Source organism: Castellaniella daejeonensis (genome assembly GCF_039523555.1).
Taxonomy (GTDB): domain Bacteria; phylum Pseudomonadota; class Gammaproteobacteria; order Burkholderiales; family Burkholderiaceae_B; genus Castellaniella; species Castellaniella daejeonensis.
Map to the genome: position 1 here is coordinate 170,795 of NZ_BAAAFN010000009.1, position 16,699 is coordinate 187,493.

General features: G+C 63.7%; 18 protein-coding genes. 1 reads left to right on the forward strand and 17 read right to left on the reverse strand.

Annotation, left to right across the window (positions count from 1 at the left end):
* Window positions 1-2: 2 nt before the first annotated feature.
* From ABD022_RS06695 to ABD022_RS06720, 6 genes are all read right to left on the reverse strand, one after another.
* Window positions 3-722: an ABC transporter ATP-binding protein gene (locus ABD022_RS06695; protein WP_343820587.1), complete on the reverse strand. Its 720-nt coding sequence runs from the start codon at window positions 720-722 to the stop codon at window positions 3-5.
* Window positions 715-1,479 (reverse strand): ABC transporter ATP-binding protein, encoded by a 765-nt coding sequence (locus ABD022_RS06700; protein WP_343820556.1) that lies wholly within the window; start codon window positions 1,477-1,479, stop codon window positions 715-717. The genes ABD022_RS06695 and ABD022_RS06700 overlap by 8 nt, the downstream gene beginning before the upstream one ends.
* Window positions 1,476-2,435: a branched-chain amino acid ABC transporter permease gene (locus ABD022_RS06705; protein ID WP_343820558.1), complete on the reverse strand. Its 960-nt coding sequence runs from the start codon at window positions 2,433-2,435 to the stop codon at window positions 1,476-1,478. Before ABD022_RS06705 ends, ABD022_RS06700 begins: the two co-directional genes overlap by 4 nt.
* Window positions 2,432-3,334 (reverse strand): branched-chain amino acid ABC transporter permease, encoded by a 903-nt coding sequence (locus ABD022_RS06710; RefSeq protein WP_343820560.1) that lies wholly within the window; start codon window positions 3,332-3,334, stop codon window positions 2,432-2,434. Before ABD022_RS06710 ends, ABD022_RS06705 begins: the two co-directional genes overlap by 4 nt.
* Before the next feature lie 67 nt (window positions 3,335-3,401).
* Window positions 3,402-4,628, reverse strand: a complete 1,227-nt coding sequence (locus ABD022_RS06715) for an ABC transporter substrate-binding protein (protein WP_343820561.1) — start codon at window positions 4,626-4,628, stop codon at window positions 3,402-3,404.
* A 54-nt stretch (window positions 4,629-4,682) separates the two neighbouring features.
* Complete coding sequence (locus ABD022_RS06720; protein ID WP_343820562.1) at window positions 4,683-5,465, reverse strand: SDR family NAD(P)-dependent oxidoreductase; 783 nt, start codon at window positions 5,463-5,465, stop codon at window positions 4,683-4,685.
* 199 nt (window positions 5,466-5,664) lie between these two features.
* On the opposite strand from ABD022_RS06720, the gene ABD022_RS06725 reads away from it, so the two are divergent.
* Window positions 5,665-6,372 carry a GntR family transcriptional regulator gene (locus tag ABD022_RS06725; RefSeq protein ID WP_343820564.1) on the forward strand — a complete coding sequence of 236 codons (708 nt, stop codon included), beginning with the start codon at window positions 5,665-5,667 and terminating at the stop codon, window positions 6,370-6,372.
* Between the two features lie 78 nt (window positions 6,373-6,450).
* Here the strand turns inward: ABD022_RS06725 and ABD022_RS06730 are convergent, their stop codons facing one another.
* The 11 genes from ABD022_RS06730 to ABD022_RS06780 all read right to left on the reverse strand — a co-directional run bounded on the left by ABD022_RS06730 (window position 6,451) and on the right by ABD022_RS06780 (window position 16,558).
* Window positions 6,451-6,780: a YegP family protein gene (locus ABD022_RS06730; RefSeq protein ID WP_343820565.1), complete on the reverse strand. Its 330-nt coding sequence runs from the start codon at window positions 6,778-6,780 to the stop codon at window positions 6,451-6,453.
* Between the two features lie 93 nt (window positions 6,781-6,873).
* Window positions 6,874-7,404 carry a cupin domain-containing protein gene (locus ABD022_RS06735; protein ID WP_425545202.1) on the reverse strand — a complete coding sequence of 177 codons (531 nt, stop codon included), beginning with the start codon at window positions 7,402-7,404 and terminating at the stop codon, window positions 6,874-6,876.
* Window positions 7,397-7,591 (reverse strand): YqaE/Pmp3 family membrane protein, encoded by a 195-nt coding sequence (locus ABD022_RS06740; RefSeq protein ID WP_343820566.1) that lies wholly within the window; start codon window positions 7,589-7,591, stop codon window positions 7,397-7,399. Before ABD022_RS06740 ends, ABD022_RS06735 begins: the two co-directional genes overlap by 8 nt.
* A gap of 105 nt (window positions 7,592-7,696) precedes the next feature.
* On the reverse strand, window positions 7,697-8,149 hold the full coding sequence (locus ABD022_RS06745) for an Hsp20/alpha crystallin family protein (RefSeq protein ID WP_343820568.1): 453 nt from the start codon (window positions 8,147-8,149) through the stop codon (window positions 7,697-7,699).
* Between the two features lie 188 nt (window positions 8,150-8,337).
* Complete coding sequence (locus ABD022_RS06750; RefSeq protein WP_343820570.1) at window positions 8,338-9,222, reverse strand: polysaccharide pyruvyl transferase family protein; 885 nt, start codon at window positions 9,220-9,222, stop codon at window positions 8,338-8,340.
* Window positions 9,223-9,302: 80 nt separating this feature from the next.
* Complete coding sequence (locus ABD022_RS06755) at window positions 9,303-10,577, reverse strand: sugar transferase (RefSeq protein ID WP_343820572.1); 1,275 nt, start codon at window positions 10,575-10,577, stop codon at window positions 9,303-9,305.
* Window positions 10,578-10,597: 20 nt separating this feature from the next.
* Entirely contained in the window at window positions 10,598-11,755 is a 1,158-nt protein-coding gene (locus tag ABD022_RS06760; protein ID WP_343820574.1) for a glycosyltransferase family 4 protein, read from the reverse strand.
* An 11-nt stretch (window positions 11,756-11,766) separates the two neighbouring features.
* Window positions 11,767-12,576 carry a glycosyltransferase family 2 protein gene (locus tag ABD022_RS06765; protein WP_343820576.1) on the reverse strand — a complete coding sequence of 270 codons (810 nt, stop codon included), beginning with the start codon at window positions 12,574-12,576 and terminating at the stop codon, window positions 11,767-11,769.
* Window positions 12,570-14,945: a glycosyltransferase gene (locus ABD022_RS06770; protein WP_343820577.1), complete on the reverse strand. Its 2,376-nt coding sequence runs from the start codon at window positions 14,943-14,945 to the stop codon at window positions 12,570-12,572. Before ABD022_RS06770 ends, ABD022_RS06765 begins: the two co-directional genes overlap by 7 nt.
* A complete protein-coding gene (locus ABD022_RS06775) occupies window positions 14,942-16,207 on the reverse strand; it encodes an O-antigen ligase family protein (protein WP_343820579.1) in 1,266 nt (421 codons plus the stop codon). Before ABD022_RS06775 ends, ABD022_RS06770 begins: the two co-directional genes overlap by 4 nt.
* 210 nt (window positions 16,208-16,417) lie before the next feature.
* Complete coding sequence (locus tag ABD022_RS06780) at window positions 16,418-16,558, reverse strand: hypothetical protein (protein ID WP_343820581.1); 141 nt, start codon at window positions 16,556-16,558, stop codon at window positions 16,418-16,420.
* Between the last annotated feature and the right edge of the window lie 141 nt (window positions 16,559-16,699).

Consider the following 16,699-nt stretch of genomic DNA (forward strand, 5'->3'; position numbering starts at 1 on the left):
CCTCATCCCCCCAGATAGGCCCGCTGCACGGCCTCGTCGTTCCTCAGATCCGCCGAGGCGCCTTGCAGCACGACCTCGCCGTTTTCCAGGATGTAGGCGTGGCTGGATACCGACAGGGCCAGTTTCGCGTTCTGCTCGACCAGCAGAATGGTGATGCCCTGCTCGCGATTGAGCGTGCGCACCGTCTCGAAGATCTGCTCAACCACCAGCGGCGCCAGGCCCATGGAAGGCTCGTCCATCAGGATCATGCGGGGCCTGGCCATCATGGCGCGCGCCGTGGCCAGCATCTGCTGCTCGCCCCCCGAGAGGGTGGCGGCCTTCTGGGCGAGGCGCTCGCGCAGGCGCGGAAAGAGGTCGCACACCGAGTCCAGGTCGCGGGCGGCCGCCGCCCTGTCCTTGCGGGTGTAGGCGCCCATCTCCAGGTTCTCGCGCACGCTCATGTCGCGGAAGATCTCGCGCCCCTCGGGCACCTGGATGACGCCCCGCCGGACGATGTGATCGGCCGCCATGCGATGGATGGGCTCGCCGTCGAAACGCACGGTCCCGCGCGTCGGGCGCACCAGGCCCGAGATCACGTTCAGAGTCGTGGACTTGCCCGCGCCGTTGGCGCCCAGCAAGGCGACGATCCCGCCCCCGGGCACTTCCAGGGACACGTCGTGCAGGGCGGAAATATTGCCGTAGGAGGCCGAGACGGACTCGATCGAGAGGAAAGCCTCACTCATCATCATGCCCCTTGCCCAGATAGGCTTCGATCACGCGCGCGTCCGAACGGATCTCCGCCGGCGTGCCCTCGGCGATCTTGTGTCCGAAGGACATCACCGTGATGCGGTCCGAGATCGACATCACCAGTTGCATGACGTGCTCGACCAGCAGCACCGTCACCCCATCGCCACCCGCCAGTTCGGTCAGGATGCGGTCCAGCTGGTCGATCTCGCGATTGCGCAGCCCCGCCGCCGGCTCGTCCAGCAGCAGCAGTTGCGGCTTGATCGCCAGCGCGCGCGCCAGTTCCAGCATTTTCTGGCGGCCGAAATCCAGGCCGCAGGCTTTCGCGTCCAGAAAATCGGCCAGGCCGACGCGTTCGATCAGGTGATGGGCGAACTCGCGGTTCTCGGCCGAAGGGCGGCGCAGCAAACGCGACAGGCCGCGCGCGCCGTAGGCATAGGTGCCCAGCAGCACGTTCTCCTCGACCGTCAGCTCATTGAACAGCTCCAGGTTCTGGAACGTGCGCGCGACCCCGAGCGCCGCCATGTCCGAGGCGCCCCGCCGCGTGATGTCCTCGCCCGCGAGCGCGATCGCGCCGCCCGAGGGGTCGTAATAGCGGGAAATACAGTTGAATGTGGTGGACTTGCCGGCCCCGTTGGGACCGATCAGGGCGTGGATCCGCCCCCGGCCGACCTCGAAGGACAGGTCGTCCACGGCGGTCAGGCCGCCGAAACGCACCGTCAGGCCATTGATCGACAACATCGCCTGAGCGCTCATGTCCCGGCCCTCCCGGCGGACTCGCCCGGCGCCGCCTTGCGCGCGCGGACGCGGCCACTGAACAGGCCGCGCGGCGCGAACATCATGAACCCGATCAGGATCAGGCCGTAGATGATCTCCTGGAAGGACAGCACCTGGCGCAGCAGTTCCGAGATCAGGCCGAAGATCACCGCGCCGATGACGGCCCCGCGCACCGAGCCGATCCCGCCCACCACGATCATGATGAGAATCAGGATCGTGGTCCAGAAGCCCAGGCTTTCCGGATGGATGAAGGATGCGAAAGTCGTGTACAGGCCGCCCGCCACTCCCGCATAGGCGGCCGAGCACATGAAGGCGACCCGCTTGACGACGTGGGCGTCGATGCCCATGGCCCGCGCCGCCACATCACTCTCGCGCACCGCGCGGAACGCCGCGCCCAGCTGCGACCTCGACAGCCGCACGGTCAGCCACAGCATCAGGGCCGCGCCCAGGATCACGAAAGGATAGGCGGCCAGGTCGGAAGTCAGTTCGAGCCCGAAGAACCGGGCCGGCGACATCTGATAGCCGTTCGAACCGTTGGTCACCTCGGTCCAGTTCAGGAACACCCATTGCATGGCCTCGCCGAAGGCGAAGGTGGACAGGGCCAGGTAGATGTCGCGCATCCGGATCGCCAGCGCGCCCAGCAGATAGCCCAGAACCGCCGTGATCACGCCGGCCGCCAGCACCGACACCACGAAATTCGGATGCCAGGCATTGTTGATGATGCCGGCCGTGTAGATGCCGATCCCGTAGAAGGCGGCATGCGACAGGGCGAACTGGCCGGTCTCGCCGATCACGAGGTGCAGACCCAGGGCCAGCACGATGTAGATCATCAGCAGATTGACGATGTAAAGCACATAGCCGCTGGCCGTGAACGGCAGCACCGCCAGCACCACCGCCAGCGCCGCCAGCCCCCATTTGTCGACATTGATTTTCATACTTTCTTGACCTGCGCTTTGCCGCCGAGGATGCCCTGCGGACGGACGATCAGAACGATCAGGATGGCCAGGAACGGAGCCACGACGATGGCGTTGGTCGACACGAACAGGCCCACCAGGTTTTCGGCGACGCCGATGATGAAGCCGCCCACGACCGCGCCCGGAATGCTGGTGATGCCACCCACGATCGCCGCGGCGAACGCCAGGATCGCCACATGGCCGATGTCCGGCGTGATCAGGATCTTGGGCAGGATCAGGACGGCCGACACGGCCGAGATCAGGCCGGCCAGCGCCCAGACCGCCATGCGGATGCGCACCAGGCTGACGCCCACGATCTGGGCGGCCCGGGGATTCATGCCCACCGCCCGCATCGCCTTGCCGATGCGCGTGTGGTTGAACAGGCCGTACAAGGCCAGCATCACCACGATCGCCGCGCCCAGGATCATCAGGTCCAGGCGCGTCAGCACCGCATCGCCGATCATCACGGTATCGGACGAGACCAGCGCCGGCAGCGAACGCGGCGCGTCTCCCAGGCCGGTCTGGCGCACCGCGCCCTTGAGCACATAGGCCAGACCCAGCGTGGCGATCACCAGCTGCACGCCCACGCCCTTGGCCCGGATCACCCGCTCCATCACCACGCGCTGGAACAGCGCGCAGATCGCGGCGACCACCACCAGCGTCACCGGGATGACCACCGCGTAGTGCCAGCCCAGCACCAGGATCAGGAACAGCGCCACATAGCCGCCCACCATGAAAATCTCGCCCTGCGCGAAGTTCGGCACGTCCGTCGTCTTGAACACGATCACGACCGCCACCGCGAGCAGCGCGTAGACGCTGCCCGTGACCAGGCCGGACCACACACCCTGCTGCAGGAAAAGCCAGATATCCGCAAAACTCATCGATCACTCCACTGGCGCCGCGCCGCCGTGGGCGCGGCGGCGCCCACGGCCTTCGTCACAGGATGGCTCACTGCTTCGGCTGGTAGGTCCAGGCGCTCTTGAAGGCGCCCGAGATCAGTTCCTTGTGCTGACCGTCGAACTTCAGGTAGATGGCCGACTTCTGCGCCGCATGGTCGTCCGGCGTGAACTCGACCGGACTGGCCATCACGCCCGTGTCCAGCTTGAAATGCTGCAGGGCGGCCAGGACCTTTTCACGCGTGGGCTCCGGCCCCGCGTCCTTCAGCGCCTGCACCACGGTCATCGCGGGCGGCAGGCCATAAGGCATGTAGCTCTGCGGGTGCCCCGGCTTGGCGGCGAGGTCCGGGTAGTATTCCTTGTACATGTCGTAGACCCACTTCATCTTCGGATCCGACGGCAGGCCCGCCACCACGTCCTGAATGTAGAAATTCTTCAGGGCCGCCGGACCGCCGACGTTCTCGACCAGTTGCGCCAGATCCGCCGTGCCGGTGACCGCCAGCACGATCGGCTTGTTCCAGCCGAGCTCATGCGCCTTCTTGATGATCAGCGCCGCGGGGCGTGCGTAGGTCGTCAGCAGGAGTACGTCGGGATTGGCCGCGCGCACCTTCAGCATCGGCGCCGTGACGTCGTTGATGGCCGGATTGACCGACTGCACGCTCAGCGAAACCCCATCGTGCTGCTTGGCCTGGAATTCCGCGGTGGTCAGGTTCCAGCCGCCATAGGCGTCGTCATGGTTGATGTAGCCGATCTTCTTGCCCTTCAGGTGCTGGACGGCGAACTCGACCATCGAGCCGCCCACCGCGTACTGCGAGATCGAGAACGCGCCGTAGATGTACTTCGACGGCGGATACAGCGCGCCGTCGCCCGAAGCGTTCAGCATCAGGAAGGGCACCTTGGCGCGCTCGACGTATTCCCGGGCCGCGACCACCGCCGCCGAGCAAGAGCCACCGTTGAGCAGGAACACGTGATCCTGTTCGACCAGCTTCTTGACCGCCGCCACCAGATCGTTGGCGTTGCAGCGGGTGTCCTCGACGACCAGCTCGATCTTGCGGCCGTGGATGCCGCCTTCCTTGTTGACCTTGTCGTAGTACATCTTGGCCGCATTGACCACATCGAACCCATAGGCCATGCCGCTGCCCGACAAGGGCGAGAACAAGCCGATCCGGATGGTGGAATCGGTAATGCCGGGCTCTGCCGCCCCCGCGGGCATCCCCGCAAGGCCCAGGCTGGCGACGGCCATGCACAGGGCCGCTTTCTTGACGCTGCTGAATTTCATGATGTCTCCTCGTGATTTCCTCGTTGACCCCCGGCCGGCCCGGTGGAGCCCGGCCTACTGCATGCGATAACCGCCATTCACATCGATGACGCTGCCCGTGATGTAGCCCGACTGCGGCGACGCCAGGAACCCGACCGCGTCGGCCACGTCGCCGGGCGTGCCGATCCGCCCCAGGGGAATGGCCTCGGCCGCATCTCGCAAGGCACCGCTGCTGCTCACCGTGCTGCGCAGCATGTCGGTATCGATCAGCCCCGGCGATACGCTGTTGACCGTGATCCCCATGCGCGCGACTTCGCGGGCCATGGCCTTGGTCAGCCCCAGCACGGCGGACTTGGCCGCAATGTAGGATGCGCTGGACCGGTAGCCCCCCAGTTGCGCCGCCACAGAACTGAACGTAATGAAACGGCCGTCCTGGACGGGCCGGCGCTCGCGGTGGCGGATATAAGCGCGTGCGCACAGAAAGACCCCGCGCGCATTCACGGCGAAACTGCGTTCCCAGGTTTCCAGGGGCGTGGCCTTGATCAGCGGGCGCTGCCCATCGGGCTGGAACAGCAGCAGCCCGGCCGCCGACACCACAGCCGCGATAGGGCCCAGGCCGGCCTCGACTTCATCGAACGCCTGCTCGACCTGCGATTCATCGCTGACATCGAACGCGCGCCACTGATGTCCGCCCTCCAGGCCCTGGATCGCCGCTTGCGCACGGTCGGCTGCCAGGTCGCAGGCCACCACCCGATATCCATCACTGGCCAAGCGCTGGCAGATCCGCGTACCGATCCCCCCGCCCGCCCCCGTCACCAGGGCGATCCTGTCTTGTCCTGCCTTGGGATGTTCCGCCATCTAGCCGCCTTCATGTATACATGCAAACCATCGGTTTGCGAATTAACCCCGGTTCCCGCAGGGCAATTCAAGAAAAATTCTTGATGTAGATTTATTATGCATACACAGAAGGGGGTGGTCATCCGGGTTTACACCTAAATTTGTCGGATATCCCCCTCTGTTTTCATCGTTTTTTCCGGTCCATGTATACAATGTTCTTATGAATACCCTGGCTGAACACGTCACCGAAACCCTGCGCAACTGGATCCTGCAAGGCATCCTGGCGCCGGGGGAACGCCTGGAGGAAATCCCGCTGGCGGAAAAGCTCGGGGTTTCGCGCACGCCCATCCGCGCGGCTCTGGCCAACCTGGGCAACGAGGGGCTGCTGGAGCACCAGCCCAAACGCGGCTACGCGGTGCGCATCTACCAGTACGAAGACATCATCGGCGCCTATGAAGTGCGCGCCGTGCTAGAAGGCCTGGCCTGCCGGCGCGCCGCCCACAAGGGTCTGTCCAGCCTGGACATCAGCAAGCTCAAGGCCTGCCTGGCCGAAGGCGATGCCATCCTGGCCAAAGGCGTCCTGCTGCCCGAGGACCACCAGCCCTACCAGCGGATGAACATCACGCTGCATGAAACGCTGCTGAAGGCTGCCGAGAATTCCTGGGTCACGCGGTTCGCCACGCAGGCTCAGACGGCGCCGTTCGCCTCCGACCGGATCATGCTGTGGGACGACCATGGCGTGATCCTGCGGTCCCACAACGACCACCACCGCATCGTCACCGCCGTCATCGAGCGCGACGGCGCGCGCGCCGAGCAACTGATGCGGGAACACGTGTACTACGCAGGCCTGCTGCTGCGGGACAACTACGAAAGGCTGAGCGGCAAGACCGTGCCGCCGGCGCAGGGTCCAGACGACGGACAGGAATGAGTCAAAGAGCCGGCAATCCCGGGCTGCCCGTGACCCTGCGGCAGCCCGGGGATAAACACCCCGGGGCGGGGGCGCTCTTCAGGTTTCGTCCTTTACCACAGCGGTCGGGCCGTTGGCCTTGACCGAGTCGATGCCATTGTCGCGGGCGGTTGCGGTGGTGTACATCTCGCTATTGCCGATGATTTCACCGTTGGCGGCGGACAGCGTGAAATAGAAGGAACCGTTCTTGGCCGTCAGGCGGTTGTAGCGTTCATCGGCAGGAGAATTCTTGCGCACCGACTCGATGCCCTGCTGGGCAGATGCCTTGGAAGCGTATCGCTGGCTGGTCAGGATCACCTGGTAATTGCCGGCCCTGAGGTTGAACATGAATTGTTCGCCACTGCGCTTGAGGATGTAATCGCCGCTCATGGATTTGTCTCCGGTTCTTGGTTTTCCGGACGGGCACGGACCACGCTCGTCCTGCCAGGACACTATATCGCAAGCGGTTCCGGTCCGGCACACCTATCTCAGCAAACGCCGGATCCAATCGCCATGGCGGCCCACGGCAGCAGCCAGGTCCTGTTCAGTGGCCAGCTGGAAACCGGAAAACTCGAAACCCGGCGCCACCGCGCACCCCACCAGGACGAAATCATCGGGATGGGTCAGTTCCGCCGCGAACCAGCAGCCCGCAGGCACCACCGCCTGGGGCGCCGCGCCGGCATGGCGCAGGGGATCGCCCAGCCGATGCGTGACGAGCCCGCCATCGGGCGACAGCACATGCAGCGACAAGGGGCCGCCCGCGTGGAAAAACCAGGCCTCGTCCGCATCGATCCGGTGCCAGGCCGAACAGGCACCCTGCGCCAGCAAATAGTAGATGGACGTGCCGGCGCTGCGCGAACCGCCCTGAAACGGCACCTGCAGGCCGGAGCGGAAGACTTCGCGGTAATAGCCGCCTTCGGGATGGGGCTGCAGGCCCAGCCTTGCCACCAGCGCCTGCCAGCCTGCGAGATCATCCCGGGCCCTGGCGCCCCCGGATGGCCGTGCATCAGTCACGGCCGCCCATCGCCTTTGCGATCTTCTTATCCGTGTTGTACTGGCTGAGCGCATAAACGGCCCAGATGGCCGCCGGAATCCAGCCGATCAGCGTGATCTGCAGGATCAGGCAGATGATCCCCGAGATGGGGCGGCCAATGGTGAAGAACGCCAGCCAGGGCAGCAGCAGGGCAATGATGAGGCGCATATCGCACGTCCGAAGGTCTGAAAAGAACGAATATTCTACCGGCAGACGCAAAAAGGGCGGCGCGGCCCGCAGACCGCGCCGCCCTGGCCACCCAGGACCGGACGATTACTGGATTGCCAGCTGCTGGGCGCCCTGGCCGTTCGCCTTCTTGGGCAACGACAGCTCCAGCACCCCATCGGCGCAGCGGGCGGTCGCCGCGGCCGCATCGATGTCGTGGCCCAGGCTGAAGCGGCGCATCTGCACGCCGTGATAGCGTTCGCGGCGCAGCACCGTCTCGCCTTCCTTCTCTTCGTTTTCCCGGGTCTTTTCCACCCGGATCGACACCACGTTACCCTCGATCGAGACCCTGATGTCTTCCTTGCGGGCGCCGGGCACCTCGGCCTTGACGGCATAGGCCTGCTCCGTCTCGGTCACGTCGATGTTCAGGCGCGGCTCTTCCACGCGCCCGGACAGGGCCGACGCCAGCGGAAAGCGGTTGAAGAAGTCGTCGATGCCCCGCAGGCTTTCAAAACCCGTCAGGTCGCCGAACGGATTGAAACGCGTCAGATGATTTGCCATGTCGAACCTCCCAATGCGGTCAACCATAGGAAAAGGCACGGACGGCGCGCATGGATTTACACCATCCTGCCGGTGCTTTCAATATGGGTTTTCTCGTACTGGAATTCAAGCGATTCTGGCAGGCAAGTGCAGGGGGTGTTGATGGGGATCAAATGCAGAGAAACACCCCGGACAGCCACATCACGGCATCACTGCCAGGCAGGAACCTTGACCTTCACCCCCAAGGCCACCAGGCGAGCGTGCAGGTCTTCATTAATCTGCCTTTTCTTTTCCTCGAACTCGACGACTTCCCTGGGAAAGTCCGCCAGACGGCTTCTGGGGTAGCGTTTCGCTTGCTTACAGTGCAACCCCAGGATATCCACGATCCGCGTCCTGCCGTCCTTCATCCCAGAAAACACGACAGGAATCCCCATCGCTGCACAGGGCATGGCGCAATGAATACGCCGGGTGATGATCAACCCCGCATTTTCCCGATAAAAGTCCAGAAGTTCACTGGCTGCCTGGAACCGCAGGGGCTGCGACATATAGGGCTCCAGCTCATGCGAGATGAAGACAAAATCCCGGCGCTCGGAGCGCAGGAAATTGCGCAGAGGCTCATCCACCAACACGACCTTGTCCGCAGCCAGATCCGCTGCCCGTCTGGGAAAAGTCATGGTGGCGCAACCGCTGACATAAGCATCGATACTGCATTCCCGCATGTACTCAGCCGTCATATGGTCCCGACAGCCGATGGGCGCATACCGCTTGAAGTATTCCTTATGCTCGCGGATGATGGCGGCGGATTCCCGGGAAATGTGAAACCCCAGAAAGACCGGGATGATCGACGGCGACGGCGGCCAGTTGTCGGGTTCATCCGTGAACCAGCCGTTCATGACGACCGCCATGGGTTCGCCATCGTACTGGTTCATGAAATCGCGATCGACCAGATGATATTCCTGGTCCAGATGCTGTGCGACTGCCAAGGTCTGGATAAAGTCTCCCACATTGGTGGAATTCGAATAGCAAAACAGGCCGACCTTCACATTTCCCCCTGCGCCCTGGTGGAACAGGACGGATTTTTTTCGGAGTGCCATGCTGGGCGATGTGCCTGCACAGCTGCTAGGGCGGAAATTTTACCATTTAGTTTCTTGTTGTTACACAAGCCACGGATTCGCTACCGCGCACCCCACCCTGTCAGCACGATCCGCACAGTCTTGAACACGATCAGGATGTCCAGCCACAGCGAGAAATGCTTGATGTAATAAAAATCGTGCTGGATCTTGACCCGTGTCGCGTCGGCATCGCCGGCATAGCCCTGCATCACCTGGGCCCAGCCCGTGATGCCCGGCCGCACGACATGACGGTAAATGTAGAAAGGAATTTCGGCGTCGAATTGGTCCACGAACACCCGTTGCTCGGGGCGCGGCCCAATCAGGCTCATATCGCCCTTCAGCACATTCCAGAGCTGGGGTAGTTCGTCCAGCCGCGTCTTGCGAATGAATGCGCCCACGCGCGTAATGCGATCATCCCCATCGCTGGCCAGGCGTGCGCCATCGGCCTCGGCATCGACGCGCATGCTGCGGAATTTATAGATGCGGAAATCCCGGTTGCCCAGGCCCACACGATTCTGCACGAACAGAGCCGGGCCGGGGCTGTCCATGCGGATTGCAATCGCGGTGAACAGCATCAGCGGCAAGACCACCGGCGCCACCACCAGCACACCCAGGATATCGATCAGGCGCTTGCAGACCGCATACAGCGGCGACGGCAGCAAGGTGCCGACTTCGTTTTCCGCCAGGTGATCGATACGCACACGGCCGGTCAGCCCTTCCATCACCTGGCGGATGTGAAAAACGGGAATGTGCGCCAGGATGCACTGCGCCAGGAAACGTTCCCATTCCGGCGTCATGCTCGATCCACGCAGATCCGCAACAACGGCGTCATACCGCACGCCTTCCAGGTCCGGCCGCGTCAGGTGACGAATTTCAAGGTTCGGAGCCGACTGCAGGGTACAGGGGGGATCCATGGGCAGTACGGCGAACTTCAGCCGCCGATAACGCCGGCCAACGAAATACCCCGCATAGCACCACAGCAAGCTTAAAACATAGGCAGACAACAGTACGGGACGCGAATACCCGCTGCGATTGAAAAACAGAATCGCAAAAGCCAGCAAAAATACCCCTGTCACGATGGGCGCGATATGCGCCATGATCCCGCCGCCCGAAAACCGCGCCAGACGGCGGAGCACCAGCACGATGACGATGAACGACAGGCCAACGGCCCACAGGGTGTTGACCCGTACCGTATCAAGGTGCTGCCAGAACGCGCCGCCCCACGCCCACACTGCAGGCACCACCAAGGCCACGCACAAGCCCGCCAGCAACTGAAACGGACCGCTCAGCAGCAGGATTTCATACCAGCGGGAGTGGCGGCGTTCGTAACGGCCCATGTCGGCATCCTCTCGCAAACTCAAGCCCTTCCCCTTTGAATCACACCTGCCGTGCCCTGCAACAACCATTCCGACAGCAGCGCATTGACGCGGCGCACGTCAAAGCGCTCTTCGGCCAGGCGGCGGCTGGCCGCCCCCATGATTTCGATCCGCTCCGGTTCCTGCACGAAGCCCAGCATGGCCTGCGCCAGCGCACTTGCATCCCGCACCGGCACCCGGAAACCGTTCACGCCGTCCTCGATCGTTTCCCGGCACCCCGGGGCATCGGTGGTAATCACCGGCCGCCCCATGGCCATGGCTTCCTGGGTGCTGCGCGGCACGCCTTCCCGCCACGACGGCAGCACGAACACACTGGCTTGCGCCAGCCAGGGCCGCACATCCACGTGGCCAGGCCATTCCAGTACGCCTTCGTCCACCCAGGACTGGACTTCAGCGCGGGCCAGGCCGCCCGGATTCGAATCCAGCCCACCCAACAGCAGGAACCTCACACCCGGATGCCGGCTGCGCACTTCCCGGGCGGCCTGCACGTATTCGACGATGCCTTTTTCACGCAACAGCCGGGCCACCAGCAGAAAGGTGACTGGATCCCGGACGGGCGGCGCGGGTGTCCAGGCATCCAGATCCACACCGATCCCGCCCAGCACCACGCCACGATCGGCCGGCACCAGGCCGCGCACCTCGAATTCACGGCGATCATCCGGATTCAGGAAAATCACCCGATGTGCCCGCGACAAGGCCAGCCGGTAAAGCCAGGCCACCACACGGCGCAGAACCCGCCGCTTCCAGCCCAGGGGCTGATCCCCGTCGGTGAATACAAAGCCCACGCCTTCAATCATTGCAACCCGGCGCGGCACCCGTGCAGCCCAGGCCGCCAGCGTGCCGTAGATGACCGGTTTGGTCGAAAACGCAAACGTCGCGTCCGGCTGCACACGCCGCAGCAGGCGCATCAACGCCCAGGCATCACGCAAATCGCGCACGGGATTCATGCCGGTACGCTGCAGGCTATAGTCAACGGGTTCGGCCCCCAGCCCGCGCACGGCAGCCCGATCCTCGTCCCGGTAATCGGGGGCCAGGCACAGCACCCGCGCGCCGGAAGCGCACAGATCACGAATCCAGTCCCCCCGGAAGTTCAGCAGGGAACCGGCATGGTGAGCAATCAGGGCTATCGTTTTCGGCATACCCGGATTATCTATCCTTCCATCCCATCCGTGCGCACACGACGCGCGGCCCGGTATGCCAGGCATTGCGCGCAGCGCACCGCGGCCTTTAGCTTGTCCACGAAATGGGGCTCCCTGCGGATCTGGGCGGCGTAAAACAGGAAAAACCCCCTGGGGTTGCGCCGCAAATGTATCGAAAAGTTCCGAGTATACCCATCCTCCAGGTACTCGCAGCGATAAACGGCGCGGTCCAGATAGAACAGGATGGTGCCCTGATCGCCGATCCTGTTCCAGGCATACTGGTCCGGCACGAATTTTTCGCCCGGGATCACGGGAAACGGCACGGCCGCCATGGCCTTGCGCCGGAAGACGTAGGCCAGATCCCCCCGCACACGACGCCCGGCTTGCGTCGGCGCGGCGGCCCAGGGCACAGGCAGGTCGGCACACTCGCGGCCTAGCACCCGGCCCAGGGCGTCGGTCTTGCGAAAGCACAGCCCCACCACGCCCGCATCGTCTTTCACCGGCTGCAGCGCCGCCGTCACGACCTGCAGCGCGTTGTCCGGCAGCCAATCATCGCTGTCGACGATAAAGATCCAATCGCCCCGCGCCTGATCCACCCCGGTGTTGACAGCCACGTGCTTGCCGCCATTGGACTGGAACACCCGCCGCACGGCAAACGGCGCTCGCGTAGCAAACCCATCCACCAGTGCGGCCGTCTCGTCCGTACTGCCGTCATCCACCACCAGCCATTCGAAGTCCATGCTCGCCTGCCGCAGCAGGCTGTCGAAAAGACGCGGCAGGGTGCGGGCCCGATCATAGGACGGCGTCAGCACCGTCAGCATGCCCCGGTCCCCCGATAGATGCCCAGCCAATCCTCGGTAATGCGGCGAATATCAAAGCGGCTGCTCACATAGGCCCGGTTGCAGGCCGCCAGCAAGGACGCTCGGGATCTTTCCATGCGCAAGGCTTTCGCCATACCTTGCGCCAAGGCCGCCACATCCCCCGGCGGCACCAGAAAGCCATGGTCCCCCATGACCTCGGCCACCCCACCCACATCGGTTGCCACCACCAGCGCACCGGATGCCATCGCCTCGGCCACCACCAGGCCAAAGCCTTCCACGCGGGACGACAGCACCAGCAAGTCAGCCGCCTGCATCAATTCCGGCACATCGAGCCGTTCCCCCATCAGGAAAACGCGCCCGACCAGGCCCAGCGTTCTGGCCAGTGCTTCCAGATCCGCCCGCAGGGGGCCGTCTCCGGCGATCCACAGGTCGGTGTCGGGGTGATCGCCCGCCACCAGAGCAAATGCATGCAGCAGGGCCGCCTGGTTCTTTTCCGGCACCAGGCGGCCGACCGACAGCACCCGCCGACGCCCCCCAGGCCCTGGCCAGGCGCCGGAATCCGCCCCTGCGGCACATTCCTGAAAGCGCCGCATATCGATACCGTTGTACACCGTTACCATGCTGCCTTCCGGTACAGCCCCGGCCTGCTCATATTCGGCGGCGGCCGCGCGGCTGACATGGGTGGTGACATCCGCCAAGCAATCGGTCAGGCGATAGGCCAGCATCACACCGCGGCCGCCTTCACGATTACTGTGCGCGGTGCAGACCAGGCGCGGCATGGGCACCGCCAGCCGAGTCAGGCGCGCCAGCAGATTGGCATGCACCATGTGGCTATGCACCACATCAGGCCGCCAGCGATACACCATGGCCGCCAACCGCACATAGCCATTCAGCAGCGCCATGGGCGTTTTCGTGCACCGCAAGGGGTACAAGGCAACGCGGCGGCTTACCGGCCGCAAGGCCACGCCATCAACCATATAAGCGATCATCACCCGATGCCCCAGCGCCGCCAGGCTATCGGCCAGATCCACCACCTGCCGCTCTGCGCCGCCCATGTTCAGCCCCGTGGACACCAGCAGGATCCGCAGCCGTTCCGGCGGGCCGGTGTCCGTCTTCCCGCCGGCGCCCCGCACCAGGCGCCACGACATGAAGGCCAGCGCTCCGCACAACAAGATTTCACCCGCCAGCAACCCCGCCGCCATCCCGACGCCGCCATGCCATTGCGCCAGCACCGCGCCAGCCAGCACTGCCGCCACAGAGAACCCGGAGATCGCATAACTGGCGGCGCGCGCCCGCCCGGCCGGAATCAACAGCACCAGCGCAAGCGCTTGATTCAGCACCCGCAAAGGCACCAGGCACAGCAACCATCCGAACACCACGTAGGTCTGCTGAAACCCGGCACCCAGCATCAGCCCCAGCACCCAGGGCCCCAGCCAGGCACCTATCAAGGCCCCCACCAGGGCCAGCAGCCCCAGTGCCACTACAAGGCGCGCCGCCCCGCCATAAGCTGCCTGGCCACCCCGCCCCACCGTGCGGGCACACAGCGGATACACAGCCATCAGCAGCGGCTGCGCCAGGCTGATCATGCCCTTGACCAGCTTTTCCGCCGGGCCGAACAGGCCCACCGCATGCTGCCCAGCCACCATGCCCAGGCCCACCGGCACCGCCGCCATGGACAGACTGCCAGCGCCCCGATAGACAAAGAAATGAAAACCCTGGCCCAGTTGACGCCAGGCCCCGCGCCAGTCCCAACGCGTGGAGCCAATCTGCCGGCGTGCCCAGGCCAGGGTCAGCCCTGTGTTCAGCAGGGGCGGCACCGCCAGAATCCACAGCGCTGCATGAAAATCATCCGGCCCGCTCACCACCCAGGCCAGCCCCGCCAGCCCACACAGACGCAGTGCCACATCCAGCGCCGCCGGCCCGGCCATGCGCTCCACCCCCTGGAAATACCACATGGGGCTATAGCCAAAGGCCAGGAAATACGCGATCACGAAAGGCACCAGCGCCGGATCGGCCAGCGCAACACCACCATAGCCGCTTAGCCAGACCAGCAACCCAATGGCGATCATGGGCACGGCCAGCAGCGTCTTGGCCCCCATCACCTGCGCAAACAGTGCTGCCAGTGCTGAGCGGCTTCCATGCACTGCCGCCTGCCGGGCCGCATTCAGATTGAAGCCGTATTCCGCCACCACCGACGCCGTCAGTGCCAGGCCCTGGCAGAACAGTATCTGCCCATACAGGGTGGGGCCCAGCGCCCGCGCCAGGATGGGGATTTCCAGCAAAGGCACCAGATAGGACGCCAACTGCACCCCGTACAACGCGCCGGCGTTACGTACCAGTGCCCCCATCGACCCACGCCGCGTCATCATGATGCACGGGCCGGCTGCCAGGCGAAAGCCAGCATGAGGATCAGATACCCCCATTCCGACATCTCGGTGCTGAAGGTATGCAGGTTCAGCGCAACGCAATAGGCCAGCGCCGAACCCGACGTCGCCAGCACGAAATACACATGTCGCGGATCCGCCGAACGGTCCCACAGCACCCGCATCGGCAGCACCGACGCAACGACGAATCCCAGCATGCCCAGCAGACCCAGCAGGCCGAAATCCGCCAGCGCCCCCAGGTAGGCGTTATGCACGTTCATAGGGATGCCGTAGCCTGCATCGATGGCGGTCGAGCCGAAACCGCATCCCAAGGGGAAGCATTCGCGGGACTTTTCCAGACCATTACGCAGCAGACGGATACGAGGCGCATCGCCTTCGCCCAGGCGGTTGTCCATCACGGGGGCAAGAGCTTTACCCACCAAGGCTTCGACCCGAGACGACCCCGTAGACGACAAGCCTGTCGAGGGACCCTGCTTCCAGGTATTCATCCCGGCATTGAGAAGCAGCAAGATCAGCAAGACCCCAACTGCCAAGGGTAGAGCCCACGGTCGGTGTCGAAACGCGCGCCAGTCCCCCCGCCACCACAGGACAATACCGAAGCCCAGACCAACCGCCACGATGAGCAACAGTCCGGTCCGGCTGCCATCGACAGATACTAGGAAGAGACATGCACCAATCGCGCAAGCTGCCGCGATCCATCGCCGGGAATTACACAGCCAATCCGTAATGAACAAAGGCAGGAAAAACAGACCCGCCTTCCAGAGGACCCCGGCGCGGGCGAACACGTCACCTTCGCGGGATCCACCCAGGCCATAAGAAACTGAGGAAAACGCCTTAGACAGGAAAAAGACCAGGGTTACCAACACCAGTACGCTGTACAGTGCCTGGATCAGAGATTCGGCATCTACGCGAGAGGCCAGCCACCACATGATCCAGCACAAGATGCCGATCACCAGAACCTTTACCGATTGGTATAGCGTCACGCCATCGTGGTTGACTATCGCCGACACAGCCATGCCCAGAAGCAGCAGGCCAAAGGCGCTTGTCATCCATAAGCCGGCAGTCTTCCATCCCGCCCGCACCCGCATAGGGCGCAGCTCGACCACCGCGGCCGTAGCCCACAGTCCCCAGGCTATCCAGTAGCCTAGGGGGGACACCATATATCGCAGGCTGCCCCAGGCCATCAACAGTGCGGGGGCTGCCAACAAGCCTGCCATTACCCCTTTTCTCATCATGCCATCAGCCAATCATCGCAATCCGCTGATCATAAGAAGAACAGTGCAACCGGCTGGTAAGGGTTCTTTATATTTCTTATGCAAGCATTGAAATAGAAAGAAAAATCCCACTGATCCTCCTGAAGGAAAGGTCCTGCAGGGCACCAGCGGGATAGGAATATGAGGCTACGGTTTGCTACGTACCGTTACCTCTGACGCAAAGATATTCATAATCACAAGAACCTACAGTTCCCGATAACCAATAACCACGCCAACAATCGAGACAATATTCAGCCAAACCATCAATAAACCGCTGACAGCAGAAACGCCTTGCCAATCAAAACGAGAAAGATCCACTCCGATCACACTGAAGAAGGAATCCATAATATATCCCGTAAGCTCCCCCGTCAAGTCGTAAGCTCCCCCGTCAAGTAGACAGCGGCTGATAGAGTTTCGGAGCAAGGGTTAGCCGGGGCATAAACTGCACCGGCGGGACGCCGCCCAACGAGTCATGTGGGCGGTATT